Source organism: Enterobacter sp. A103, assembly GCF_034427535.1.
Classification (GTDB): Bacteria; Pseudomonadota; Gammaproteobacteria; order Enterobacterales; family Enterobacteriaceae; genus Enterobacter; species Enterobacter asburiae_B.
Map to the genome: position 1 here is coordinate 337,561 of NZ_JAXQPQ010000003.1, position 26,045 is coordinate 363,605.

Below are 26,045 nucleotides of genomic sequence, written 5' to 3' on the forward strand. Positions count from 1 at the left end.
ATGGCCCTGAAGTGTCCTGAATGTGGCACGGTCGCACACGCCAGAACCAGCGCATATGAAGCTCCATCGGTTAAACGCTCATGGTATCAGTGCCAGAATCTTGAATGCTCCTGCACATTTACTGCCCTGGAAAGTGTGGACACGATAATTATGAAGCCCCATAAACCAGCGGCGCCTGAGCCTGAATCACAGAGCGATTCTCTTGTACGTCAGCCGCATACACTGGGCCGCTACGGTTCAGCCTGTACCCTTAAAGACCGTCATGCACAATAAAATGAGGAGGAACAACGATATGACAGAACAACAATTGACGGAAAACCAGATTCAGGCCGCAACCGGACATGTAGTAACACTTCTCGCGAGGGCAAAAAAACCGCTTCAGGATGCGGATTGGCTCATGAGATTGCCTGCAAATGAAATAGCCCGCGAGACGGAAAAACTGACAAAAAGCCTTTCCTCGGAATGGCAGTCCCGAATTATCGACCTTTACCAAAAAATGCAGACCTGGGTGGAGGCCAGACAGGCCGAAGAAGCAGCCATTGAGAACCTTCGGGCTCTGCGCCAGCATCAGACCGAAACTGAGCAGGTCAGCAAAGACAATCGGGCGCAGTTCAGGGAATTGCTTAACCAGAGCGGCGGCATCGTAACGCCGGAGATGAAAGCTCTCCGGGCTGAGTATCTGGAACAACAGGAAACAGCCACAGAACTGGCCGGGCTGATTACTGAAAAAGAAGAGCAGCTGCCGGTACTGGCTGCAGCGACCGCGCGTAAGGCAAACGTCTATATAAACTGCCATCATGGCATCACTGAGGAGCGTATCGATGAGCTTTTACGAGATTTTTTTATTTTCCACGGTGCCGAATTGAGCAGCCTGCTCAGGATGAAGTACAGACAGTTTGAGCGGAATAGCTCAGCGCATATACCGGGCATTATTGAAGGGACAAATGATGCAGATACGTTGTATCGTGAATTTATCCTGAATCTAATGCTGAAGTGGACGAATGAAATATTGCCGTTGAGATTCCGGGACGACGTGATGAGTCTGATCGGTTCAGCACCGGTATCAGGATCACATGACGACAGAAAAAAAAAGAAAGCTGTTCTGACCTGAACAGAAAAGCTCACTTAAGCCCGGCCAGTGCCGGGTTTTTTGATGTCTGTAGCATGAGTGCATGCCTATACTGCATGAAATCGCATGACTATATGCACTTGCATTTTTACTTCTCAGGCCAGATTAGGCGCGGTTAAGAGCCTATCATGCAACTGCATGAAAACCACTCCATAAAGCGGGCAGGCGTGGCGGGGCTACGAGTGCGCGCTGTGGGATTAAATGGTGTTGATCATTCAAATCCCGAGGAGCCGACAGGGTCAAGATAGGGGTAAATCTCACCGCTTTGGGGCGCTGTCGAAACGCAAGTTACTAGGGTGAAGAGCAGCTGGCCAGAGCAGAATTACGCGGCAGAAAGCATTTCAGGCCTGTTGCTGCTTAGTGAGTTAATAATGGTGACAAAATCACCACTAAACAGAGCGGGATTTATCTCCGTCGCCACGCTGACCGTGCAGCAGCCCGTCAAACAACCTATATAAATCCAGTTATTTCCCTCAATTAAGCCATGCATCCAAAGGGGGCATGGTTTTACATGCGTTTTCCCGTCCCTGCACTACAGCGCCAGTCTTGGGGCAGCCTGAGAACACCATTACACCTGTATTAAAAGTGCCCCCTGCGTGCTGGCGTGCTGGCGTGCTGGCGTGCTGGCGTGCTGGCGTGCTGGCGTGCTGGCGTGCTGGCGTGCTGGCGTGCTGGCGTGCTGGCGTGCTGGCGTGCTGGCGTGCTGGCGTGCTGGCGTGCTGGCGTGCTGGCGTGCTGGCGTGCTGGCGTGCTGGCGTGCTGGCGTGCTGGCGTGCTGGCGTGCTGGCGTGCTGGCGTGCTGGCGTGCTGGCGTGCTGGCGTGCTGGCGTGCTGGCGTGCTGGCGTGCTGGCGTGCTGGCGTGCTGGCGTGCTGGCGTGCTGGCGTGCTGGCGTGCTGGCGTGCTGGCGTGCTGGCGTGCTGGCGTGCTGGCGTGCTGGCGTGCTGGCGTGCTGGCGTGCTGGCGTGCTGGCGTGCTGGCGTGCTGGCGTGCTGGCGTGCTGGCGTGCTGGCGTGCTGGCGTGCTGGCGTGCTGGCGTGCTGGCGTGCTGGCGTGCTGGCGTGCTGGCGTGCTGGCGTGCTGGCGTGCTGGCGTGCTGGCGTGCTGGCGTGCTGGCGTGCTGGCGTGCTGGCGTGCTGGCGTGCTGGCGTGCTGGCGTGCTGGCGTGCTGGCGTGCTGGCGTGCTGGCGTGCTGGCGTGCTGGCGTGCTGGCGTGCTGGCGTGCTGGCGTGCTGGCGTGCTGGCGTGCTGGCGTGCTGGCGTGCTGGCGTGCTGGCGTGCTGGCGTGCTGGCGTGCTGGCGTGCTGGCGTGCTGGCGTGCTGGCGTGCTGGCGTGCTGGCGTGCTGGCGTGCTGGCGTGCTGGCGTGCTGGCGTAAGTATTGCGCAAAACTATATTGATAAAGTCATCTTACAGTGCAAAAATATCCCTCAACCAACTATCACTTAATAATAGCGTCAATTTCATCAATCATTTTTGAATATGACTCTATTTTCTCATCAGGAATGCAATCATATCTGAGGTTAAACTTTATGAACGATATTAAATAAGCACGATAGCCGCAAAGCTTATTACGAACCTGGGTTTTATAAAATTTTTGTTTAAACGCTCTAGTTATCGGGAAAGCAAAATTATCAGGCTTTATTTTCTCCCTAAAAATCCCCTCCATGATTTTAGTGTAATCTACTGGCTTTTTATTAAATTCATGGATGATTTTTTTTAACTTTATTATCTTCTTGTTTGAAATAAAAACACCACTTATATCGTTAACATTCTTCCTATTTGTCAATGAAGAGGATTGGATAACATATCCATTTAGAGATATCCTATGCTTCGCCTTAACGATTTTTTTCTCATTTACCTTTAATTTATGTGATGAAAGAATCACTTTAATTTCATGCTCAAAAGAATCCGAATGAATGTACTTGTCAGCGCGAGAGGATGAAAATAGCATATCATCGGCATATCTAGTATATGTTATATTATACAGCGCACATGTTCTTTGGATAATTATGTCAATTTTACGAAGAAAAATATTTGATACGAACGGAGACGCAGGAAAGCCAACAGGTAAAATTCTTTTTCCTTTATCATCATCATTCCCAAAGGAACTGCCGACATGAAACAATATCAAATTGAGGAATGATGAAATTAATTTTTGCTTATTTTTGGGGTCAATACACTCGTCTTTAAAATATGATGAAAAGCAATCCCTCAACAACTTTTCGTCAATTGAATGGAAGAAGTTTTTTATATCAAAACGAAGGAAGTGATAGTTATTCGAGTGAGGCTCAAGAAAATTCAAATAGCAGGCGCCCTTCCTAAAACCTACTACACTATCATTTAAATCAATTCTTCGTAACAACACTTCAATTAAATTTCGCTGAGCAAGCAATGCAGGGGATTTATTTTTTAAAGCATATATGTATCTTTTTTTTATCTTTTTTTCGAGCACGCTAGAATATGGAATCGATGGAATGACATCATCCTCCAAAAGATCCTTTGGTGCAATTTGAGTTTTGAACAAATTTTTATCGATAATATGCATTATAGTAGCAACCTAATAATGTATAAAATGTGCTTCGTCCCGATACCAAGAACAACTTTTCACGGGCAGTGAAACTAAAAGCTCATCCAAGATAATCATAACATCGTAGGAGGAACTGGTCTTTATTAGGGCTAGTCAAGTCTGACGAATCAGATCTTGAACCATTTTCATGGCCCCTTACCCTCTATCGAGACGAAGCTTATCTATCATACTATAAAACTCTGGGAAAATTAAAGAAAATTTACTATCAAACGATGTAGATGTTTTTGCTGCTTCCAATTCAAGATGGGCTATAGCGAAATCAAGAAATGAAGTGACCCATCCACCAGTTTTCCCCGTATAAAAACACTTCTTCTGAATTTCTCTTTCGACAATATTTAATAAACGCTGCCCAAGTTTAAAGTCTTTGTTTTTTAGATGTTTATAGACTAAACCAGTTGTTGCCTTTCCATTAAAAATCAACCGTAAATAAGTAGCAAGAGTTCTGTAATTGAAATATGTTAGCCCCTCTAAGTTTTTAAGTATGTTATCGACATCTATACCATTGGAATGATGAAGCCAAAGTAAAAACAATGGAAGCGAATTCTCATTTATTAAGCACTCTTCAAAAGTGCTACTTAACACTATAATATTCTTATTTGATAAATAACTATCTATATTATCAACAAGTTTATTCACATATGCTTTACTGATATTATCAAAGTCTAACGTTTTATTATTAAAAGATAGAACCTTTCCTTCTGAAGATTTAATATCATTCAAGATTGAAACTTGAACCCTGTATTCAGAACTATATCCCTTCATATAGTATTCTATTTCAGAGTCTAATTTCTCAGGTTTTAAACTGAATAACCCCCCATTTCCCTGAAGCATTACTTTACACTGCCGCTTAGTAACCTCGTATTGTAACGTTTTGTCTCTATCAAATAGGTAAAAATACGGAATTGATAATTTTGATCTGTTCGGATTTAAATTTTCAAGATATACATTTGATCCTGCCTGATAAAGTTCCACATTATTCATGTGAGGATATTTTTTAGAAAGTGAAAAGTTTGAGAACGCTTCCAGTTCAGTATCGCCTTCAACAAATAAGATAATATCACTAAAAAATAATCTTGCTTCATTATCATTAAAGATATTTAAAAAACGCCTATCTTCATATGTAGACTTCATTACACCAACGCGAGTATGATTTTCTTCAATCCTAAAATGAAGTATCTGATGATTATCTTTAAAATATTTGATAATATGTTTGGCTATATTTGCTGAATGGGTTGCGATAAAAATTTTTGGCAACGGAGTTGCATATTTACCCTTTTCAAAGGATTCTTTTGTTTTTTTGAAAGATTCATAAGATTGATAAAGCTCATAGATTAGTTTTTCATTCGCCTTAGGATGAAGCCCAATTTCAGGCTCATCAATATAAACTATTGGTGAAATGTATTCTCTCCGAGTTAAAGAAACTAAAAGCTTTAAGAAAAGTGATAAATATTCTAAAGAATTTGTTCCATCCGATTGAGTAGTAAGGTCTTTACCGCCAACATTAAACGTTTGACCATTTAACCCAATTTTTACATAGTTTAATACCCTCTCTCTATAGCTATAGGATGATACCTTTGTTATATCCTGAATTTTAGAGGTGAAATCCTTATATGCATTACTATTAGGAGAGATTTTTTCATTCAAGAAATCAATAATTTCTTCTTTTTTAACCCCATCTACTTTGAACGACTTCAATCTGCTAATTAGATCCCATAACTTATCCCAATCATACAAATTTATATGCCTAGTTTCTATTTCAAAAAATGGAAATAAATAGCCAATCAAATCTATTTCAGAATTATTTTTGGTTGACCAAGAAAATGCATTATTACTATGGATTGTCAATTTAAGCGTAAAAGTTGTGTCATTGATTCTGTTAGTGAAAAAATCTTTCTCAACCCCCATTGGTGAACCTTTAAAAAAGGTGTTGTATATATGTTTAAAAAAATCTGTTTTTCCTTTTCTTTTTGAAGTTACTATATTTTTAATTCTTGTTAAATCATATTGTATTGAAATACTTCCATGACTACTATAATTTGAGTGTAACTCAGGAGGTATGCATTTAATATTATCGATTTTTTTGTAAAAAAAGGACAATAGTTTTAATAAATTGCTTTTACCTACATTATTTTTCCCAATTACACAATTTAAATCTTTAATATTATTTATTATTAACGTATCATAAGATAATAAATTTTCAATCCTGATTGATTTAATGCTCATCTACTCTCCTTCGCATGCACTGAGAAAATAATTAATTTTTAGCGAAATCATAAGGTGTTATATAGTTATGTGTATTCTCTTCCAGATAGTCCGCCCACCATTGTACCATCAGGCGACGCTCGTCTAAATGCTCGGAAGTATGAATATATGCAGCACGCACGTTATTACGTTCCGAATGACTTAATTGTCGCTCTATTGCATCCTCACTCCATAATCCTGATTCACCTAGCGCACCACGCGCCATCGTCCTGAATCCATGCCCGCAGACCTCGGTTTTCGTGTCGTATCCCATCGCACGTAATGCGCTGTTTACTGTGTTTTCGCTCATAACTTTAGTTGCGTCATGATCACCCGGAAAAAGCAGCTCTTTATCACCACTAATCTGCTTTAACTGATCCAACAAAATCACCGCCTGCCGACTAAGCGGAACAATATGCTCCTCTTTCATCTTCATGCCACGGTACGAGTAACGCACGCCTTTAATTTCTTCTCGTTTTGCTGGTACGCGCCAGAGAGATTTATCAAAGTCGAACTCATTCCAACGCGCGAAGCGTAACTCACTGGAGCGCACGAAAGTTAGTAAGGAAAGCTCGACTGCGATCCGTGTCATTACACGGCCACGATATGCAGCAAGACGAGCAAGAAACTCAGGGAACCGGCTGGAGGGTAAAGCGGGATAATGTCGCGCCTTAGTTGTCGATAACGCCCCGGCCATGTCACTGGCTGGATTAGAGTCGATGTAATCGTTCTGTACTGCATAACGCATAATAGCCGTGACGCGCTGTTGCAAGCGCTGAGCTACGTCATGCTTACCACTGGCATCAACTTTTTTAATCGGGGCTAACAGGTGACTGGTTTTGAGCTGGCGAATGTCGGACGAACCGATATGAGGGAAGATATAAAGCTCAAGATAGCGAAGAACGCGCGATCGATGGTCTTCACTCCAGCGCTTGTTACTTTCATGCCATTCGCGGGCAATGATTTCGAAAGTATATGCCCCCGAATTCTCTGCCTGAGCTTCTTTCTGTTCAGCTTTAGGGTCAATGCCCTGCACTAGCATTTTTTTAGCTTCATCACGCTTTGCTCGTGCCTGAGCAAGCGTTACCGTAGGCCAAACACCAAAAGCGAGGCGATCCTCTTTTTTGTCAGAGGGGCGTCGGTATTTCATGCGCCAATATTTAGAGCCCTTGGCCGAAACCTCGAGATACAAACCGCCGCCATCGGCCATTTTGTAGGTTTTGTCTTTTGGCTTTGCGGTCTCGACCTGTCTGGCGTTGAGCTTCATTTGGGGGCACATTTCTAATCGAAGTTAAGATGCCCCCAATTATGCCCCCAATGACATCCGGATTTCAACGGACAACCTCGTACAACTCAGGACGTAAAATCGCTGCAAGCACTGATTTTTAAGGGATAATTGGACTTTGTCGGATGTTCTTGGAAGTACTAATGGTGCCGAAGGCCGGACTCGAACCGGCACGTATTTCTACGGTTGATTTTGAATCAACTGCGTCTACCGATTTCGCCACTTCGGCACTGAAGGGGATGCGGAAACGTTGTGGATTATACCTGTCGCGCGCCGCCATGCAAGCGACGACGCGCTAAACCCGCGCTAAGTGCCCAAAAAACCAGCGCCCTTCGTCACTCCAGCTCGGACACCGCCAGACGAATCACCCCCGCCGCCTTCTTCTCCGGCAGCGACAGCACCTTGGCCCACATCTCCTGCACCATATCGCAGGAAAGCTTCTCTTTGCCCGCCGCTTTCTCCGGCATCTGCAGCAGCTGGATGTCCTCGCCGTACTTATCGGCAAGTGCCTTCATAATCGGTCGCACGTCCTCGACGGCCGCCTCGCGTTCGGCCGGGGTCACGGTGTGGCGGTTTTTGCCGTAGGCCGCGCGCATCATGTCGGCGTCGGCCTGCATGCGCCGCGCCATCAGGTCTTTATCCAGCATGCGCATCGGGTTCACGCCGCCCTTCACCGTCGGGTAGAGGAAGCGGAAGCAGGCGTCGTCGCTCACCTTCTGGATGGCGGCGGTATGCTCCATGTTGATGGTCATGTAGTTCACCACGTTAGCGTCCGGGGCGTTTTGCAGGCGCGACATCTGCAGATGCAGGATCTGCGGCTGGATGGTGTCGATAATCTGCTGCTCCGGCTCGCCCGCTTTTTGCAGGGCGGCCATCTGGTCGAGGATGCGCTGATGCAGCGCGGGCTCCTGCTCCTTAATCACCTGCCAGGCGGGCATCGCGTTAAGGGCGGAATCCATTTGCCGTTCCGGAGCGCGCTGCCTGTCGAAGAACACCCAGAACGCCACGGCGGCGGCCACCACAACAACCATCGCGGTACGGGTCCACGTTTTATTCATCTCGCATCCTTATCCTTGAGTTGTGCCGGTTTACACCGGTACGCCGCTGTGGAAGCGAAACTCGTTGTCCGGTGTCGAGATAAGTGTGGCTTCAATTTCGCCAAAAAGCTTTATGCGCGGTGAGATATCGTCGTCGCTCACCTGCTGGGCCAGCGTCAGGTAGTCCTGATAATGGCGCGCTTCCGAGCGCAGCAGCGAGAGATAGAACTTCTGCAGGTCGTCGTCGAGGAACGGGGCCAGCGCGGCGAAGCGTTCGCAGGAGCGGGCTTCGATGTAGGCGCCGCAGATGAGCTTGTCGATCAGCGTCAGCGGTTCGTGGGTGCGCACTTCCTTCAGCATCCCTTTGGCGTAGCGGCTGGCGGTGATTTTGACGTACGGAATGTCGCGGGCCAGCATCGCCTCGCGCACCTGCCAGAAGTGGTGCAGCTCCTCTTTAATCAGGAGCACCATGCTGTCGATGAGCGCCTGGCCCCACGGGTCGTCGGTTTTGGGCATCACGCTTTTGCCAATCTGCCTGTGCAGGGCGATGAAGTCGGGCTCCGGGCCGTCGCGGAAGGTGAACTGTTCGTAGGGCTTGAGCCAGTCGAGCAGCGCGTCGGCACCGCTTTCGTCGGCGACGTATTTACGCACCAGCAGCAGCGCGGTCTGGGCGGCCTTGAGCTCGCACACCATGTGGTCGGTGAGCAGCAGCGGCAGGTTCGCCGGGTCGCGGGCTTTATCAATCCATGCTTGCGGGGTCGGGCACTGGAGGAAGTTGAGTACGGGGGCGAGTATCTGCGGGTAATCCATGGTTCTGCCTTGAAAAAGCGGTGGCGAGCGCCACCGCCTGAAACGCTTAGTGACGCACGCCGTCGTCGTCTTCGTCGACGTAATCTTCGTCGTCGCCTTCTTCGCCGTCTTCACCGTTCGGATCTTCGAAGTAGGTTCCCCAGCCGTCGTATTCCACTTCAAACTTCTCGGCCAGGTTCATCAGCTGTTCTACCTGCGCGTCGATAAGCTCTGCCTTCAGCGCGCCCTCGCTCAGGATGTCGCAGCAGATGACGGTGTCGCCCTCTTCCACTTCCAGCTCTTCCGGCTCGGTCACTTCGTAACCCAGCTTGAAGGCTTCCACGGCCAGTTTTTCCAGGGCGTCGAAATCATCCGCAGAGAAATGGTGCTCGATGGTGTACAGCGCGTCCGGATCGCTACCGTCTTCCAGCAGTTCTTCAATAATCAGACGCGTCTCTTCGCGTTGCTCTTCCAGGTGTTCCGGGTTTGCCATGGCTCAATCCTCTTTAAAGTGCGGCAGATACTTCTATTTTCACACACGGACGGGTTTGCCTCCACCTTTGTAAGAAAGAATTGTGAAACGGGGTTGCAAATGAATAATTACACATATAAAGTGAATTTTAATTCAATAAGTGGCGTTCGCCATGCGAGGATAAAATGTCCGATTTATACAAGAAACACTTTCTGAAACTGCTCGACTTTACCCCTGCACAGTTCACTTCTCTGCTGACCCTTGCCGCACAGCTCAAAGCCGATAAAAAAAATGGCAAGGAAGTACAGAAGCTTACCGGTAAAAACATCGCGCTCATCTTCGAAAAAGACTCGACCCGTACACGTTGCTCTTTCGAAGTTGCCGCATTTGACCAGGGCGCGCGCGTCACGTATTTAGGGCCGAGCGGCAGCCAGATTGGGCATAAAGAGTCAATTAAGGATACCGCGCGGGTTCTCGGGCGGATGTACGACGGCATTCAGTATCGCGGCCACGGCCAGGAAGTGGTCGAAACGCTGGCGCAGTACGCGGGCGTGCCGGTGTGGAACGGGCTGACCAACGAGTTCCACCCGACGCAGCTGCTGGCGGACCTGCTGACCATGCAGGAGCACCTGCCTGGCAAGGCGTTTAACGAGATGACGCTGGTCTACGCGGGCGACGCGCGCAACAACATGGGCAACTCGATGCTGGAAGCGGCGGCGCTGACCGGGCTGGATCTGCGCCTGGTGGCCCCGAAAGCCTGCTGGCCGGAAGAGAGCCTGGTGGCGGAGTGCAGCGCGCTGGCGGAGAAGCACGGCGGGAAGATCACGCTGACGGAAGACGTGGCGGCGGGCGTGAAGGGCGCGGACTTTATCTATACCGACGTGTGGGTGTCGATGGGCGAAGCCAAAGAGAAGTGGGCGGAGCGGATTGCGCTGCTGCGCGGGTATCAGGTGAATGCGCAGATGATGGTGCTGACCGGCAACCCGAACGTGAAGTTCCTGCACTGTCTGCCGGCGTTCCATGACGACCAGACCACCCTCGGCAAGCAAATGGCGAAAGAGTTCGATCTGCACGGCGGGATGGAAGTGACGGACGAGGTGTTTGAGTCGGCGGCGAGCATCGTGTTCGACCAGGCGGAAAACCGGATGCATACGATTAAGGCGGTGATGGTGGCGACGCTTGGGGAGTGATGGACTCTTCTGCGGTCTGATGCCCTCATCCCGGCCCTCTCCCACAGGGAGAGGGAACTTTTACACCCTCTCCCCTGTAATGAGGGGAAATTACTCAACCAGCATTTTAATAACCACTTTCCTGACCTGCGCCGGTGCCCCCACCGCGCACAGCGGCTTATGCACTTCGCCCGGCCAGAACACCACAAAATCCCCTTCGCTCAGCACCACTGTTTTCTCCTGCTCGCCTTCCGGCAGGAACGCGATGTCTTTGTCCGCCAGCCAGTCGGTGTCCGGCGTACCGTGCGGCAGGGTGCTGAAGGTCATCCCTTCCTGGCCCTTCATAATAATCTGGATGTCCAGATAGCGCGCGTGGTACTCGGCGCGGCGCCCGGCGAACGGCTGGGTCATGTCTTCCGAGACCAGATAAAACAGGCTGCTGCCGTTGATGTCGTGTTTCCCGAGCGGCGTGGCGTCGGTGACGTGGGCTTTAACGTGCTCAATCGCCTTGCGCAACTCGTCAGGCAGCCAGGGCTGCAGATGGTGGATGTTGCCGATAATCATGTGAAATTCCTCTACGTAAAACAACGTTTCATTTTTATCTTTTATACGAGAGTTAAGACTGCCATACCAGCCCTTTTTTGAAGAGGTTTGCGCGAGCGCATGTTTATCGGGAAAGGTGTTAACCCACTGTTAATCCTGCCCAGGCAATTATGCAGGGGTTATGCATAACCTCGATCAACGCTTATCGGACGGCTGTTCTAACCTCTTGATCATGCTCTCTTATTAACAAAACTCGTTGCCGTCTCACACTTTACTGTTTTGATAATTTGCTCTAAAAAACCATAATTATTTATTGATTTTTCTTAAGTCAAAAATAGTTAATTACGTTAATTGCATAGCCATTCTTGCTTATAATATTTATCATTTAAAATCAGACACATAACAACTTATTTCAAACGATTAAAATCTACAAAATAATAACAACCTCAAATAATGCCAGCAGATCATGCTTAGCTATTCACCCCTCAATAATATGAAATTAATCATTATCTGATGCGAATCATGCAAATGAAAACAAACAGCTAAATATCCGGTTTCGCGTGAGCAATATCACAATACGGATTATTTAACTGCCTAGTATGAATCACGAAATCAATTGAGCTTAGCCGCCATGAAATTAAACACATCACATGGCGCATGCCCTTTTTATTCTGAAAAACAGTTAAAGGAATAATTATGGAAAAGCATTACGTCGGTTCTGAAATTGGTCAATTGCGTAGCGTTATGCTGCATCGTCCTAATTTAAGTCTGAAACGTTTAACGCCATCGAACTGTCAGGAGCTGCTTTTCGATGACGTGCTCTCGGTTGAGCGGGCGGGTGAGGAGCATGACATCTTCGCCAACACGCTGCGCGAGCAGGGTGTGGAAGTCCTGCTGTTGACCGACCTTTTGACACAAACCCTTGATATTGCAGAAGCGAAAGCCTGGCTGCTGGATACTCAAATCTCCGACTATCGCCTCGGCCCCACCTTTGCCGGCGACGTGCGCGGCTGGCTGGCGGATATGCCGCACCGCGAACTGGCGCGCAGACTGAGCGGCGGATTAACCTACGGCGAAATTCCGGCGGCGATTAAAAATATGGTGGTGGATACCCACACGGCGAATGATTTTATTATGAAGCCGCTGCCGAACCATTTATTTACCCGCGATACCTCGTGCTGGATTTATAACGGCGTCTCTATTAACCCCATGGCGAAACCGGCCCGTCAGCGTGAAACCAATAACCTGCGGGCAATATATCGCTGGCACCCGGCGTTTGCCGACGGCGATTTTATTAAGTATTTCGGCGACGAGAATATTAATTACGACCACGCCACCCTAGAAGGCGGCGACGTATTGGTTATTGGACGCGGCGCGGTGCTGATCGGCATGTCAGAACGCACGACGCCGCAGGGCGTGGAGTTCCTCGCCAACAGCCTGTTCAAACACCGTCAGGCCGAGCGCGTGATCGCCGTTGAGCTGCCAAAACACCGCTCCTGCATGCACCTCGACACCGTGATGACCCACATCGACGTGGACACCTTCTCGGTCTACCCGGAAGTGGTGCGCAAGGACGCCCAGTGCTGGACTCTCACCCCGGACGGACGCGGCGGCCTGCTGCGCACCCAGGAAACCGACTTGCTGCACGCCATCGAGAAAGCGCTCGGCATTAACCAGGTGCGCCTGATCACCACCGGCGGCGACGCCTTTGAAGCCGAACGCGAGCAGTGGAACGACGCCAACAACGTGCTGACCATCCGCCCGGGCGTGGTGATCGGCTACGAGCGCAACGTCTGGACCAACGAGAAGTACGACAAAGCGGGCATCACCGTGCTGCCTATCCCGGGCGACGAGCTCGGACGCGGCCGCGGCGGCGCGCGCTGCATGAGCTGCCCGCTGGAACGCGACGGAATTTAAAGGAGCCATCATGGAACGAAAACCCACTCTGGTTGTTGCGCTGGGCGGCAACGCGCTGCTCAAGCGCGGCGAGCCGCTGGAAGCTGAAATCCAGCGCCAGAACATCGAGCAGGCCGCCCGCACCATCGCCGGGCTGACGGAACAGTGGCGCGTGGTGCTGGTGCACGGCAACGGGCCGCAGGTCGGGCTGCTGGCGCTGCAGAACAGCGCCTACGACAAAGTGACGCCCTACCCGCTGGACGTTCTCGGCGCCGAAAGCCAGGGAATGATCGGCTACATGCTCCAGCAGGCGCTGAAAAACAATCTGCCGCAGCGCGAGGTGAGCGTCCTGCTCACGCAGGTGGAAGTGGACGCTGCCGACCCTGCCTTCAGCAACCCGACCAAATACATCGGCCCGGTGTACAGCGAAGCCCAGGCGAAAGCGCTCGCCGCGGAAAAAGGCTGGGTGTTCAAGGCCGACGGGAGCTACGTCCGCCGCGTGGTGCCGTCACCGCAGCCGAAACGCATCGTCGAGAGCGACGCCATCACGGCGCTGATCCAGCGCGATCATCTGGTGATCTGCAACGGCGGCGGCGGCGTGCCGGTAGTGGAGAACGCCAACGGCTATCGCGGCATTGAGGCGGTGATCGACAAAGACCTCTCCGCCGCCCTGCTGGCGCGCCAGATCGAGGCCGACGCCCTGCTGATCCTGACCGATGCCGACGCGGTGTACCTCGACTGGGGCAAGCCGACCCAGCGCCCGCTGGCGCAGGTGACGCCGGAGCTGCTCAGAGGCATGCAGTTCGACGCCGGATCGATGGGGCCGAAAGTGGCCGCCTGCCGCGAGTTTGTAGAAGCCTGCAACGGCATTGCCGGGATCGGCGCGCTGGCCGACGGCGCTGAGATCCTGGCGGGCGAGAAAGGCACGTTGATTCGTAATTGAGCACACTCTCCCCTCACCCTAACCCTCTCCCTAAGGGAGAGGAGACGATTACACCCTCTCCCCGTGGGAGAGGGCTGGGGTGAGGGCACCAGACAGCTAAATTTTTAAAAGGATTTCCCACATGACCATCAATCTGAAAAACCGCAACTTCCTGAAACTGCTGGACTACACCCCGGCGGAGATCCAGTACCTGATCGACCTCGCCATCGAGCTGAAGGCCGCCAAAAAAGCCGGACGTGAAAAGCAAACCCTGGTCGGAAAAAACATCGCCCTGATCTTTGAAAAAACCTCCACCCGCACCCGCTGCGCCTTCGAAGTGGGCGCGTTCGACCAGGGCGCGCAGGTCACCTACCTCGGCCCAAGCGGCTCGCAGATCGGCCATAAAGAGTCGATGAAGGACACCGCCCGCGTGCTGGGCCGCATGTATGACGGAATCGAATACCGCGGCTACGGCCAAGCCATCGTTGAGGAGCTGGGCGAGTACGCGGGCGTGCCGGTGTGGAACGGCCTGACCGACGAGTTCCACCCCACGCAAATCCTCGCCGACCTGATGACCATGCTGGAGCACGCGCCGGGCAAAACCCTGCCGGAGCTGAGCTTTGCCTACCTCGGCGACGCGCGTAACAACATGGGCAACTCGCTGATGGTCGGCGCGGCCAAGATGGGGATGGATATCCGCCTCGTCGCGCCGAAATCCTTCTGGCCGGAAGCCGGGCTGGTTGAGCAGTGCCGCGCCATCGCGAAAGAGACGGGCGCGCGCATCACCCTCACCGACGACGTGGAAGAAGGCGTGCGGGGGACCGATTTCCTCTACACCGACGTGTGGGTCTCCATGGGCGAGCCGAAGGAAGCCTGGGCCGAGCGCGTCAGCCTGATGAAGCCGTTTCAAATCAACGCGGACGTGATGAAAGCCACCGGCAACCCGAACGTCAAGTTTATGCACTGCCTGCCGGCGTTCCACAACGAGCACACCAAAGTGGGCCGCGAGATCGAGATGGCCTACGGCCTGAAGGGGCTGGAGGTGACGGAAGAGGTCTTCGAATCACCGAACTCCATCGTCTTCGACGAAGCAGAGAACCGCATGCACACCATTAAAGCGGTCATGGTGGCGACACTCGGCGACTAATCACCGCCCGGCGCGCCGCGCGGTGCGCCGGGTTTAAGGAGAACATCATGGGCAAGTTTAAGTTTCCCTCCGCTTACACCATTCTCTTTTTCCTGATTGCCGTTGTGGCGGCGCTGAGCTGGGTCGTCCCCGCCGGTCAGTACCAGATGGCGATGAACGAAACCCTCGGTAAAGAAGTCCCGATTGCCGGAACGTACGCGCACGTGGCGGCACATCCGCAGGGGCTGGTTTCCGTCCTGATGGCGCCCATCGCCGGGCTGTACGATCCGGTCTCCGGCCAGGCCGGGGCGATCGACGTCGCGCTGTTTATCCTGATCATCGGCGGTTTTCTCGGGATCGTCACCAAAACCGGGGCGATTGACGCCGGGATCGAGCGCGTCACCACCCGGCTGCGCGGGCGCGAGGAGTGGATGATCCCGATCCTGATGGCGCTGTTTGCCGCAGGTGGCACCATTTACGGCATGGCCGAAGAGTCGCTGCCGTTCTACACCCTGCTGGTACCGGTGATGCTGGCCGCCCGGTTCGATCCGGTTGTCGCCGCCTCTACCGTGCTGCTCGGGGCGGGGATCGGCACGCTCGGCTCTACCATTAACCCGTTTGCCACGGTGATCGCCGCCAACGCCGCCGGGATCCCCTTCACTAACGGCATTGCCCTGCGCGTGGCGCTGCTGGTCATCGGCTGGGTCATCTGCGTGGCGTGGGTGATGCGTTACGCCCGTAAGGTGCGCCAGGATCCGTCGCTGTCGATCGTCGCAGACAAACAGGAAGAGAACCGCGCCCATTTCCTCGGCGACAAGGGCGAACAGTCGCTGGAATTCACCCCGGTGCGCAAAATCATCCTGGTGATTTTCGCCCTCGCCTTCGCGGTGATGATCTACGGCGTGGCGGTGCTGGGCTGGTGGATGGCAGAGATCTCAGCGGTGTTTCTCGCCAGCGCGATTATCGTCGGCCTGATTGCCCGCATGAGCGAAGAGGAGCTGACGTCGACGTTTATCAACGGCGCGCGAGATTTGCTGGGCGTCGCGCTGATTATCGGCATCGCGCGCGGTATCGTAGTCATCATGGATAAGGGCATGATTACCCACACCATTTTGCACAGCGCGGAAGGGCTGGTCAGCGGGTTGTCCACGGTAGCGTTTATCAACGTGATGTACTGGCTGGAGGTCGTGCTGTCGTTTCTTGTGCCTTCTTCATCCGGCCTGGCCGTTCTGACGATGCCGATCATGGCGCCGCTTGCCGATTTCGCTAACGTCAACCGCGACCTGGTGGTGACGGCTTACCAGTCGGCCTCCGGCATCGTTAACCTCGTCACGCCCACTTCTGCCGTCGTGATGGGCGGGCTGGCTATCGCCCGCGTGCCCTACGTGCGCTATCTGAAATGGGTGGCGCCGCTGCTGGGCATTTTAACTGTGGTGATTATGGTGGCGTTAAGTCTGGGTGCCTTGTTGTGATTTGCCGGATGGCGCTGCGCTTATCCGGCCTACGGATCGGTGCGGTGCCACCGGTTATTTCAGGAACTGATATGGGAACTATGATGGATTACGAAGAGTACTCTCCCAAAGAGCAACTACAGCTGACGGTCTGCCAGCGCCTGATCGCAGAAAAGAGCTATCTCTCTCAGGAGGAGATCCGCCGGGATTTGCAGGAGCGTGGTTTTGAGACCATCAGCCAGTCCACCGTTTCACGTCTGCTTAAATTGCTCGGCGTCATAAAAATTCGAAATGCCAAAGGGCTAAAGATTTATTCGCTGAATCCCCAGCTGCGCCCTGCCCCCGACGCCGCGCGTACCGTGTCCGAAATGGTGGTCAGCGTCGAGCACAATAGCGAGTTTATCCTTGTTCATACCGTCGCCGGATATGGCCGCGCGGTGGCGCGTATTCTGGATTATCACCAGCTACCGGAAATTTTAGGCGTGGTGGCCGGCAGCAGTATCGTCTGGGTCGCTCCCCGGGTCGTGAAGCGCACCGCACTGGTGCATAAGCAAATTAATTATTTACTCAGAACGCATTAATATTCATAAAGAACCGTTTGCATTGAGTAAAGCGTGCATTAAATCGCTTGATCCGAAAAGCGAGCTGCGTATAATGCCCGACAATTTGCCGGGAGGAAGCATGGTCAAGCGTGTACGACATAACGTCTTACCGCGTCTGAAATCAGACGCTGGCCTGCCGTTTTTCTTCCCGTTGCTAAACCTATTCCCAGAGCCCCTCATTTGAGGGGCTTTTTTTTGCCCGGCGTCAGGAGATAAACATGAATCCGCTTTATCAAAAACACATCATTTCCATAAACGACCTCAGCCGCGAAGAGCTGGAACTGGTTCTGGAAACCGCGGCAAAACTGAAGGCCAATCCGCAACCGGAGCTGCTGAAGCACAAGGTGATTGCGAGCTGCTTCTTCGAAGCCTCGACCCGCACCCGCCTCTCCTTTGAAACCTCCATGCACCGCCTGGGCGCGAGCGTGGTGGGCTTCTCGGACAGCAGCAACACGTCGCTGGGTAAAAAAGGCGAGACCCTGGCGGACACCATTTCAGTGATTAGCACCTACGTCGACGCGATTGTGATGCGTCATCCGCAGGAGGGCGCGGCGCGCCTGGCGACCGAATTTTCCGGCGGCATCCCGGTGCTGAACGCCGGTGACGGTGCCAACCAGCACCCGACGCAGACCCTGCTGGATCTGTTCACCATTCAGGAGACGCAGGGCAAGCTCGAGAACCTGAATATCGCCATGGTCGGCGACCTGAAATATGGCCGCACCGTCCACTCCCTGACCCAGGCGCTGGCGAAATTTAACGGCAACCGCTTCTTCTTCATCGCGCCTGACGCGCTGGCGATGCCGCAGTACATTCTCGACATGCTGGATGAGAAAGGCATTCAGTGGAGCCTGCACGCCAGCATCGAAGAGGTGATGAGCCACGTGGATATTCTCTACATGACCCGCGTGCAGAAAGAGCGTCTGGATCCGTCCGAATACGCCAACGTGAAGGCACAGTTCGTGCTGCGCGCCAGCGACCTCGAGGGCGCGCGCGACAACATGAAGGTGCTGCATCCGCTGCCGCGCATCGATGAGATCACCACAGACGTGGATAAGACGCCGCACGCCTGGTACTTCCAGCAGGCCGGAAACGGCATCTTCGCCCGCCAGGCGTTACTGGCACTGGTTCTGAATCGCGAATTGGCACTGTAAGGGGAAACGACCATGACACACGATAACAAACTCCAGGTTGAAGCCATCAAGCGCGGCACCGTGATTGACCACATCCCTGCGCAGGTGGGCTTTAAGCTGCTGACGCTGTTCAAACTGACCGAAACCGACCAGCGCATCACCATCGGCCTGAACCTGCCGTCGGGCGAGATGGGCCGCAAGGACCTGATTAAAATCGAGAACACCTTCCTGACCGACGAGCAGGTCAACCAGCTGTCGCTGTACGCGCCGGACGCCACCGTCAACCGCATCGACGAGTATGAAGTGGTCGGCAAATCCCGTCCGAGCCTGCCGGATCGTATCGAAAGCGTGCTGGTCTGCCCGAACAGCAACTGCATCAGTCACGCTGAGCCGGTTTCTTCCAGCTTTGCAGTGAAAAAACGCGCCGATGACATCGCGCTCAAATGCAAATACTGCGAAAAAGAGTTTTCTCATTATGTGGTGCTGGCCAACTAATTGAGGTTGGTAATGAAATCCCGGCTGTTATAATGGCCGGGAACATTCTTAACGCTGTAATTCTGGAGAAAACATGAGCAAAGTACTCGCGACGGAAAATGCACCAGCGGCTATCGGCCCTTACGTTCAGGGCGTTGATCTGGGTAGCATGATCATCACTTCCGGGCAGATCCCGGTGAACCCAAAAACCGGCGCGGTGCCGGAAGACGTCGCGGCACAGGCGCGTCAGTCCCTGGAAAACGTGCAGGCTATCGTTGAATCTGCCGGTCTGAAAGTGGGCGATATCGTGAAAACCACCGTTTTCGTGAAGGATCTGAACGATTTCGCGACCGTTAACGCCACTTACGAAGCGTTCTTCACCGAGCACAACGCCACCTTCCCGGCGCGCTCCTGCGTGGAAGTGGCCCGTCTGCCAAAAGACGTGAAAATTGAAATCGAAGCGATCGCCGTACGTCGCTAATTCGCTTTGGCGATAAAAAAGGCAGCCCAGGCTGCCTTTTTTGTTGCTTGCTACTGATTCCGCGTCGCCCTGAGCAGCGTCTCCAGCGGATAGACCGCCGCAATCACCACTTCGTCCTGAACCTTCGCCGCGTTATCCAGCTCGCTCTGAATCGAGGCTATCTCTTTATCATCCAGCGTGCCCTGGCGCGCGACCAGATCCGTCAGCCGCAGGCCAATGGAGGCCAGCTTATCTACCTCCTGGATCACCGGCTTCATCGCCTTCAGCTGATAGCTGTTTTCGCTTAACGCCAGCGCGTCGCTGGTGTTGCTCTGCCAGCGGTTAAAGACGTGGCGCAGCGCGTCGGCGCTTTCCGCGTCTTCCGCATCGCTCACCAGGCGGTCCGCCCATTTGTTCATCTGCCGCACGGTGGCGCTTTCGGCGTTCAGCGCATCGGCGAAGCGGTTGAGCGGTTCGAACTGATGATAATTTCCCGCCTGGAACTTCAGGTGCTGACGAGTGTAATACTGCGCGGGCTCTACCGCCTGCGCGAGGATCTGCAGCGGCAGCGTGTCGGCATTACCGGCAAGGCGCGTAAACTGCACCTGCTGCTGGGTATGCTGCTGCAGCCCGACAGACACCGTCGACCAGCTGTCCATCGCCTGCAGGCGAGTGTACATGTTCTCGACGTCGTTGACGTCCTGCGCGGACCACAGCCGCTCCGCCACCGCGAAGGCGCGCGGCCACAGGCGGATATCCAGAACCGGCGCCACCACGTTTTCCGCCCACAGCGCGGCTTCCCCGCCGAGCAGGTTGGCCTGATTCGCCACGTCCGGCACGACGGGCGGAATGCCTTTCGGCACCGCGTCCAGACGCGTGCCGCTGATTGGGTAACGCGTATTCCCCACCAGGAAATAGCCGGTGAGCTTGTCGTTATCAACGGAGACCACCGGGCGCGTCTCGCCCATCCACGTATCGACGGTGAAGGTCACCTGGCTGTCGTCACGCCATTCAATATCCTGCACCGCGCGGCGCGATTTCCCGGCAAAATCAATAAACCCGCGCCAGCCTGCGTCCCCTTTCACCAGCGTGAAGCTCCCCTCCACCGGCTTGCCCTTCAGGCGCGGCATGGAAAAGGCCCAGCTCTGGACGCTGTCCGTGTCTGCAATCACATCCACGCCGTTCAGCCCCTGCGGGACAATTTCGTTGCGGTAGTGATAGGCGGTGGACTGGGGCTGGTCGAGATAGAAGCCGGTGGAGAGAATGCCCTTGTAGCCGTTCTGCGCCACCTGCCCCAGCGCGTCCTGCCCCTGCCAGGACTGGATCAGAATGCTTTTCGGCAGGTCGGGATGATAGATCTCGTCCCAGCCGACCATCTGACGGTGATGCTTCTCAAGGATCGTTTCCAGCTTGCGGTTGAAATACGCCTGCAGCGCGTGGCTGTCCGCCAGCCTGTTGTCGCGCATGAAGTTCTGGATCGAGGCGTTCGCTTTCCACTGGCTGTCGTCCACCTCATCGCCGCCGATATGCAGATACGGATCGGGGAAGATCGCCGCCAGTTCGCTGACTATCGCATCAGCAAAGGCGTAGGTTGCCTCTTTTGTGGGATCTAATACCGGCTTCAGCACGCCCCAGTGGCGCTCCATATCGTACGGCCCCGGGGCGCTCATCAGCTCCGGATAGGCTACGGCAATCGCCGAGGCGTGGCCCGGCATGTCGATTTCCGGCACCACGCGGATACCGCGCTCGGCGGCGTAACGCACCACCTCGCGCATCTGTTCAGGCGTGTAGAACAGCCCGTCGCTGGCAAGCTGCGTCAGCTTAGGGTAGCGCTTCGAGCTGAAGCGCCAGCCCTGGTCGTCGGTCAGGTGCCAGTGCAGGACGTTGAGCTTCGCCGCGGCCATGCCGTCGATCTGGCGCTTGATATCCGGCAGCGGAATAAAGTGACGAGCTGAGTCGAGCAGCAGCCCGCGCCACGGGAAGCGCGGCGAATCTTCAATGGTGACCCACGGCAGCGAGGTGTTTTCCGCGCCGTTCTGCATCAGCTGGAGCAGGGTTTCCATGGCGCGCAGCGCGCCGAAGCGAGTGTTGGCGGAGATATCGACGCCGCTGGCGTCCACCGTGAGTCTATAGCTTTCATCGCTGTCCGGCAGCGGCTGCGGCTTGACCTTTTTGGCAACCGCGATGCGGATGGTCGGCTTTTCAGGCTTGTCGGCCTGCGGCTGCAGCGTCCAGCCGGTTTGCAGGGCCATGCGCTGGCGCAGGCGGTTGACGGCGTCACCGAGATCGTCCCCGCTGACGCTAATGGATACATTGTTGTTGAGCACCAGCGCGCCCTGGGTCGTCGGGCGTTCGACCTTCGCAGGCCAGGGCATCAAAGGGAGGTCGCCTGCCGGGGCGGCAAAGGCTGAGGCGCCGAGCATCAGCCCGGCGGTTAAGAGACTGTACCGTAACATGAATGTTCCTTATCTGACGGGCCAAATAAAGGCAAAACATTCTGTTAACATGCGCTCAATTTGTCGTCAAGCGAATGCGCCGACGGAGATCACAGGTTGTTGAATTTGGGAGGAAAGCCAGCCCCCTTACCCCGGCCCTCTCCCCAAAGGAGCGAGGGTGAAAGGCGGCACCGAGCGGTCCCCTCTCCCTTCCAGGGAGAGGGTTAGGGTGAGGGTAAAAAATTACTGCCACCCGTACCGACGCGCATAGAATCCTTTCACCATCTGCGTCAGCACCATATAGCCCGCGAGGATCGCCACCAGCCACGGGAAGTAGCTCAGCGGCAGCGCCTGCAGCTGCAGGTAGCCTGCCAGCGGCGAGAACGGCAGCGCGATGCCGAGCGCCATCACAATCCCCGTCATCACAATCAGCGGCCACGCGGCGCGGCTCTGGATGAACGGAATGCGGCGGGTGCGGATCATGTGCACAATCAGCGTCTGCGACAGCAGACCCACCACGAACCAGCCGGACTGGAACAGCGTCTGGTGTTCCGGGGTGTTGGCGTGGAACACAAACCACATCAGGCAGAAGGTCAGGATGTCGAAGATGGAGCTGATCGGCCCAAAGAACAGCATAAAGCGCCCCAGATCCGTCGGGTTCCAGTGCTGCGGCTTCTGGATCTGCTCGTCGTCGACGTTATCAAACGGGATCGCTACCTGCGACACGTCGTACATCAGGTTCTGGATCAGCAGATGCAGCGGCAGCATCGGCAGGAACGGCAGAAACGCGCTCGCCACCAGCACGCTGAAGACGTTACCGAAGTTGGAGCTGGCGGTCATCTTGATGTACTTGAGCATATTGGCGAAGGTACGGCGCCCTTCGATCACGCCCTCCTCCAGCACCATCAGGCTCTTTTCCAGCAGGATAATATCCGCCGCTTCGCGGGCGATATCCACCGCGCCATCGACGGAGATACCGATATCCGCCGCACGCAGCGCGGGCGCGTCGTTGATGCCGTCGCCCATAAAGCCCACCACGTGCCCTTCACGCTTAAGCAGGGTGACGATGCGCTCTTTGTGCATCGGCGTCAGGCGGGCAAACAGCGTGGTACGCTGGGCAAGCTTCGCCAGCTCGTCGTCGGACAGGTGCTCAATATCGCTTCCCACCACCACGTCGCCCGCGTCCAGCCCCACTTCATGGCACACTTTGGCCGCCACCAGCTCGCTGTCGCCGGTGAGAATTTTGACGGTAATACCGCTCGCCTTCAGCGCTTTCAGCGCCGGCGCGGTGGTCTCTTTCGGCGGATCGAGGAAGGCGATGTAGCCCTCGAGGATTAGATCGGATTCGTCGATACGCTGATAGTCCCCCTCGCGCGCGGGCAGGAACTTGCTCGCGACCGCCACCACGCGCAGCCCCTGACGGTTCAGGTTGTCGGTGACGCGCTTGATGCGGCGCAGCATGGTGTCGTCCAGCGGCACGATGTCGCCGTTATAGCGAACCTGCGTCGACACGTTGAGGATCTCCTGCAGCGCCCCTTTGCAGATCAGCTGATGCACGTCCGTCTGCTCGCTCACCACCACCGACATGCGGCGGCGCTCGAAGTCGAACGGGATCTCATCCACCTTCTGCCAGCGGCCGGAGAGCGTGCGGGCGGATTCCTCGTCCACCCCTTCCAGCACCGCGACGTCGAGCAGGTTTTTCAGCCCGGTCTGGTAATGACTGTTCAGCCACGCGCTGTGCAGGACGCGCTCGCTGGTTTTGCCGGAGATATCGGTGTGGTTCTCCAGCACGATTTTGTCCTGCGTCAGGGTGCCGGTTTTATCGGTGCAGAGGATGTCCATCGCGCCAAAGTTTTGAATGGCGTCGAGGTGTTTAACGATTACTTTCTGTTTAGAGAGCTTCACCGCCCCGCGCGCCAGCGTGGAGGTGACGATCATCGGCAGCATTTCCGGCGTCAGGCCAACGGCCACGGAGAGCGCGAACAGGGCCGCCTCCCACCAGTCGCCCTTGGTGTAGCCGTTGATCAGCAGCACGATCGGCGTCATCACCATCATAAAGCGAATCAGCAGCATGCTGACGCGGCCAATCCCTTTCTGGAAGGCGTTTGGCTCGCTCTCCTGCTCGCTGACGCGCCCGGCAAGCTGACCAAACCAGGTGTCGCCCCCGGTGGCGGTGACAATCGCCTGCGCGGTGCCGCTGACCACCGTGGTGCCCATAAAGCACAGGGTGTCACATTCAAGCGGGTTCATCTGCTGCGGGTCGCGGCTGCGCGCTACCTTTTCAACGGGCAGGGATTCCCCGGTCAGGGAGGCCTGAGCGACGAACAGATCGCGCGCCTGGATAATGCGTAAATCCGCCGGGATCATGTCCCCCGCGGCCAGCTTCACCAGATCGCCCGGCACCAGCTGGTCGATAGGCAGCTCCACCCAGGCGTTTTCGCCGAGATCGTTAATCACGCGCGAGACGGTCGCGGTGTTGCTGACCATCGCCTTCAGGGCGTCCGCCGCTTTGGTGGAGCGGGCTTCCTGAATAAAGTTCAGCAGCGTGGAGATACCCACCATCAGGGCAATGACGCCTGCGGCAAACAGATCTTCCGTCGCGTAGGAGATGAGGCCGAGCACGGTCAGCAGCAGGTTGAACGGGTTGCGGTAGCAGAGCCACAGGTGCACCCACCACGGAGACGGCTTTTGCGCCGGGATCTGGTTATCGCCGTGCACGGCGCGGATTTTTTCCACTTCGGCCGCGTTTAGCCCTTCCGGGTGTCCGCCGAACGCGCGCCAGACTTCGTTTTCATCCATCGCCGCCACGTTCAGGCAGCGTTCGGTCAGGGACGCGGGGATCGCCGCCCCCGCCATGTTTTTGGCGTTTGGCAGCGGGTCGCGCTGAACAAGACGGTGTGGCAGGTGGCGGCTCAGCAGGGCCTGCAGCTGCCGGGTGATATTTTTAAACATAGTCATTCCTCCGCATCCGCGAATGCGGACGCAGCAATTCCTTCAGGCGTGGCAAAGCCGTACCTGAGAGGCACTCAATTTTTCAAGCAGGAACGTTTAAGACGTTGCTGCCTCACGCCGGTGAGACAGCAAAAGCTGGCTTACCGGAAAGAACGCATTCTCCCGTTCAGGAGAGGTGTGGGATCGGGATCCATGAAGCCTCCGGTAAGTAAAAAAACAGGGTGTCGCTGCGCAGTATAAGGATTTAAGCGTACCCTTTATGACGATTCGGGCGGTATTATACCCCCCTGCAAATAAACCGAACGTAAACCAGACTTTGCCCATAGCGAAATCGCGCTATAGCATTAGGCTCAATTCACTACATCGTCGTTGTTACAGGGAATACAGCATGCAGAACCGCCTTACGATTAAAGACATCGCGCGTTTAAGCGGCGTGGGGAAATCGACCGTCTCACGCGTGCTGAACAACGAAAGCGGCGTCAGCGAACGCACCCGCGAGCGCGTTGAGGCGGTCATGAATCAGCACGGTTTTTCCCCTTCCCGCTCCGCGCGCGCCATGCGCGGGCAGAGTGACAAAGTCGTCGCCATCATTGTTTCTCGTCTGGACTCTCTGTCTGAAAATCTCGCCGTGCAGACCATGCTACCCGCCTTCTACGAGCAGGGGTATGATCCGATCATGATGGAGAGCCAGTTCTCTGTGCAGCTGGTTGAAGAGCATCTGGGGATGCTCCAGCGGCGCAACATTGATGGCGTGGTGCTGTTCGGTTTTACCGGCATTAAGGACGAGATGCTGAAACCCTGGCAGCCTTCGCTGGTGCTGCTGGCGCGCGATGCACACGGTTTTGCCTCCGTCTGCTATGACGACGAGGGCGCGATCATTACCCTGATGCAGCGCCTGTTTGACGAGGGCCATCGTCACATCAGCTTCCTCGGCGTCCCGCACGCGGACGTCACCACCGGCAAGCGTCGGCATGAGGCCTATCTGGCCTTTTGCAAAAAGCACAACCTCTCCGCCGTGGCCTCCCTGCCCGGGCTGGGCATGAAGCAGGGCTACGAGCAGGTCGCCAGCGTTCTGACGCCGCAGACCACGGCGCTGGTGTGCGCCACGGATACCCTGGCGCTGGGTGCCAGCAAATTTCTGCAGGAGCAGCGCATCGATAATCTGCAGGTGGCGAGCGTCGGCAGCACGCCGCTGATGAAGTTCCTGCACCCGGAGATCATCACCGTCGATCCGGGCTACGCCGAGTCCGGCAGACAGGCCGCCGCGCAGCTGATCGAGCAGATAAACGGGCGTTCAGAGCCTCGTCAGATCGTCATTCCCGCTCACCTTTCGTAACCCCTCTA

The 26,045-nt window shown here is 54.7% G+C and carries 24 protein-coding genes, 1 tRNA gene and 1 pseudogene; 15 read left to right on the plus strand and 11 right to left on the minus strand.

What is annotated here, in order from left to right; all coding sequences use genetic code 11:
* From SPH27_RS11985 to SPH27_RS11995, 3 genes are all read left to right on the plus strand, one after another.
* Nucleotides 1-273, plus strand: coding sequence for an ogr/Delta-like zinc finger family protein (locus SPH27_RS11985; protein WP_059385953.1), 273 nt, complete (start codon nucleotides 1-3; stop codon nucleotides 271-273).
* Nucleotides 274-292: 19 nt separating this feature from the next.
* Entirely contained in the window at nucleotides 293-1,111 is an 819-nt protein-coding gene (locus SPH27_RS11990) for a hypothetical protein (RefSeq protein WP_181240940.1), read from the plus strand.
* 614 nt (nucleotides 1,112-1,725) lie between these two features.
* Complete coding sequence (locus SPH27_RS11995; protein ID WP_322435693.1) at nucleotides 1,726-2,505, plus strand: hypothetical protein; 780 nt, start codon at nucleotides 1,726-1,728, stop codon at nucleotides 2,503-2,505.
* Between the two features lie 63 nt (nucleotides 2,506-2,568).
* Here SPH27_RS11995 and SPH27_RS12000 read toward each other — a convergent pair whose 3' ends face one another.
* The 7 genes from SPH27_RS12000 to rraB all read right to left on the minus strand — a co-directional run bounded on the left by SPH27_RS12000 (nucleotide 2,569) and on the right by rraB (nucleotide 9,562).
* Nucleotides 2,569-3,675, minus strand: coding sequence for a reverse transcriptase family protein (locus SPH27_RS12000; protein WP_182071991.1), 1,107 nt, complete (start codon nucleotides 3,673-3,675; stop codon nucleotides 2,569-2,571).
* Between the two features lie 177 nt (nucleotides 3,676-3,852).
* The gene (locus tag SPH27_RS12005) at nucleotides 3,853-5,940 is read right to left on the minus strand and encodes a retron Eco8 family effector endonuclease (protein ID WP_094916123.1); all 2,088 of its coding nucleotides are present in this window, start codon (nucleotides 5,938-5,940) and stop codon (nucleotides 3,853-3,855) included.
* 31 nt (nucleotides 5,941-5,971) lie between these two features.
* Nucleotides 5,972-7,225 (minus strand): tyrosine-type recombinase/integrase, encoded by a 1,254-nt coding sequence (locus tag SPH27_RS12010; RefSeq protein WP_059385692.1) that lies wholly within the window; start codon nucleotides 7,223-7,225, stop codon nucleotides 5,972-5,974.
* Nucleotides 7,226-7,387: 162 nt separating this feature from the next.
* Nucleotides 7,388-7,472, minus strand: a tRNA-Leu gene (locus SPH27_RS12015).
* Between the two features lie 106 nt (nucleotides 7,473-7,578).
* Complete coding sequence (locus SPH27_RS12020; protein WP_182071989.1) at nucleotides 7,579-8,301, minus strand: topoisomerase II; 723 nt, start codon at nucleotides 8,299-8,301, stop codon at nucleotides 7,579-7,581.
* 30 nt (nucleotides 8,302-8,331) lie between these two features.
* A complete protein-coding gene (miaE, locus tag SPH27_RS12025; RefSeq protein WP_003862942.1) occupies nucleotides 8,332-9,090 on the minus strand; it encodes a tRNA isopentenyl-2-thiomethyl-A-37 hydroxylase MiaE in 759 nt (252 codons plus the stop codon).
* A gap of 46 nt (nucleotides 9,091-9,136) precedes the next feature.
* Nucleotides 9,137-9,562, minus strand: a complete 426-nt coding sequence (gene rraB, locus SPH27_RS12030; RefSeq protein WP_029739283.1) for a ribonuclease E inhibitor RraB — start codon at nucleotides 9,560-9,562, stop codon at nucleotides 9,137-9,139.
* 99 nt (nucleotides 9,563-9,661) lie between these two features.
* Here rraB and argL point away from each other — a divergent pair, with 99 nt between their 5' ends.
* Nucleotides 9,662-9,757, plus strand: a complete 96-nt coding sequence (argL, locus tag SPH27_RS12035) for a putative translational regulatory protein ArgL (RefSeq protein WP_213328991.1) — start codon at nucleotides 9,662-9,664, stop codon at nucleotides 9,755-9,757.
* Entirely contained in the window at nucleotides 9,727-10,731 is a 1,005-nt protein-coding gene (gene argF, locus SPH27_RS12040) for an ornithine carbamoyltransferase (protein ID WP_182071987.1), read from the plus strand. The genes argL and argF (SPH27_RS12040) overlap by 31 nt, the downstream gene beginning before the upstream one ends.
* Before the next feature lie 90 nt (nucleotides 10,732-10,821).
* Here argF (SPH27_RS12040) and SPH27_RS12045 read toward each other — a convergent pair whose 3' ends face one another.
* Nucleotides 10,822-11,274 (minus strand): YhcH/YjgK/YiaL family protein, encoded by a 453-nt coding sequence (locus tag SPH27_RS12045; RefSeq protein WP_182071986.1) that lies wholly within the window; start codon nucleotides 11,272-11,274, stop codon nucleotides 10,822-10,824.
* Nucleotides 11,275-11,949: 675 nt separating this feature from the next.
* Here SPH27_RS12045 and arcA point away from each other — a divergent pair.
* The 5 genes from arcA to SPH27_RS12070 all read left to right on the plus strand — a co-directional run bounded on the left by arcA (nucleotide 11,950) and on the right by SPH27_RS12070 (nucleotide 17,229).
* Nucleotides 11,950-13,170, plus strand: coding sequence for an arginine deiminase (arcA, locus tag SPH27_RS12050; RefSeq protein ID WP_029739276.1), 1,221 nt, complete (start codon nucleotides 11,950-11,952; stop codon nucleotides 13,168-13,170).
* A gap of 10 nt (nucleotides 13,171-13,180) precedes the next feature.
* Nucleotides 13,181-14,092, plus strand: a complete 912-nt coding sequence (gene arcC, locus SPH27_RS12055) for a carbamate kinase (protein WP_033144506.1) — start codon at nucleotides 13,181-13,183, stop codon at nucleotides 14,090-14,092.
* Nucleotides 14,093-14,213: 121 nt separating this feature from the next.
* Nucleotides 14,214-15,218 (plus strand): ornithine carbamoyltransferase, encoded by a 1,005-nt coding sequence (gene argF, locus SPH27_RS12060; protein ID WP_182071983.1) that lies wholly within the window; start codon nucleotides 14,214-14,216, stop codon nucleotides 15,216-15,218.
* A 47-nt stretch (nucleotides 15,219-15,265) separates the two neighbouring features.
* Nucleotides 15,266-16,669 carry a YfcC family protein gene (locus tag SPH27_RS12065; protein ID WP_033144505.1) on the plus strand — a complete coding sequence of 468 codons (1,404 nt, stop codon included), beginning with the start codon at nucleotides 15,266-15,268 and terminating at the stop codon, nucleotides 16,667-16,669.
* Nucleotides 16,670-16,749: 80 nt separating this feature from the next.
* Complete coding sequence (locus SPH27_RS12070) at nucleotides 16,750-17,229, plus strand: arginine repressor (RefSeq protein ID WP_029739272.1); 480 nt, start codon at nucleotides 16,750-16,752, stop codon at nucleotides 17,227-17,229.
* Between the two features lie 3 nt (nucleotides 17,230-17,232).
* On the opposite strand, the pseudogene SPH27_RS12075 reads toward SPH27_RS12070, so the two are convergent.
* A pseudogene (locus tag SPH27_RS12075) lies at nucleotides 17,233-17,350 on the minus strand (hypothetical protein).
* Here SPH27_RS12075 and SPH27_RS12080 point away from each other — a divergent pair.
* From SPH27_RS12080 to ridA, 4 genes are all read left to right on the plus strand, one after another.
* The gene (locus SPH27_RS12080) at nucleotides 17,330-17,434 is read left to right on the plus strand and encodes a pyrBI operon leader peptide (protein WP_022646880.1); all 105 of its coding nucleotides are present in this window, start codon (nucleotides 17,330-17,332) and stop codon (nucleotides 17,432-17,434) included. The pseudogene SPH27_RS12075 and the gene SPH27_RS12080 overlap by 21 nt on opposite strands.
* 34 nt (nucleotides 17,435-17,468) lie before the next feature.
* On the plus strand, nucleotides 17,469-18,401 hold the full coding sequence (gene pyrB / locus SPH27_RS12085) for an aspartate carbamoyltransferase (protein ID WP_023310198.1): 933 nt from the start codon (nucleotides 17,469-17,471) through the stop codon (nucleotides 18,399-18,401).
* A gap of 12 nt (nucleotides 18,402-18,413) precedes the next feature.
* Nucleotides 18,414-18,875 (plus strand): aspartate carbamoyltransferase regulatory subunit, encoded by a 462-nt coding sequence (pyrI, locus tag SPH27_RS12090; RefSeq protein WP_023310197.1) that lies wholly within the window; start codon nucleotides 18,414-18,416, stop codon nucleotides 18,873-18,875.
* A gap of 73 nt (nucleotides 18,876-18,948) precedes the next feature.
* Nucleotides 18,949-19,335: a 2-iminobutanoate/2-iminopropanoate deaminase gene (gene ridA, locus SPH27_RS12095; RefSeq protein WP_008501391.1), complete on the plus strand. Its 387-nt coding sequence runs from the start codon at nucleotides 18,949-18,951 to the stop codon at nucleotides 19,333-19,335.
* Nucleotides 19,336-19,385: 50 nt separating this feature from the next.
* On the opposite strand, the gene SPH27_RS12100 is transcribed toward ridA, so the two are convergent.
* Nucleotides 19,386-21,770: a beta-N-acetylhexosaminidase gene (locus SPH27_RS12100; RefSeq protein WP_207167916.1), complete on the minus strand. Its 2,385-nt coding sequence runs from the start codon at nucleotides 21,768-21,770 to the stop codon at nucleotides 19,386-19,388.
* Nucleotides 21,771-21,992: 222 nt separating this feature from the next.
* Nucleotides 21,993-24,701 (minus strand): magnesium-translocating P-type ATPase, encoded by a 2,709-nt coding sequence (gene mgtA / locus SPH27_RS12105; RefSeq protein ID WP_048980694.1) that lies wholly within the window; start codon nucleotides 24,699-24,701, stop codon nucleotides 21,993-21,995.
* 388 nt (nucleotides 24,702-25,089) lie between these two features.
* Between mgtA and treR the strand changes: the two genes are divergently transcribed.
* Nucleotides 25,090-26,037 carry a trehalose operon repressor TreR gene (treR, locus tag SPH27_RS12110; protein ID WP_047059516.1) on the plus strand — a complete coding sequence of 316 codons (948 nt, stop codon included), beginning with the start codon at nucleotides 25,090-25,092 and terminating at the stop codon, nucleotides 26,035-26,037.
* Nucleotides 26,038-26,045 lie beyond the last annotated feature (8 nt).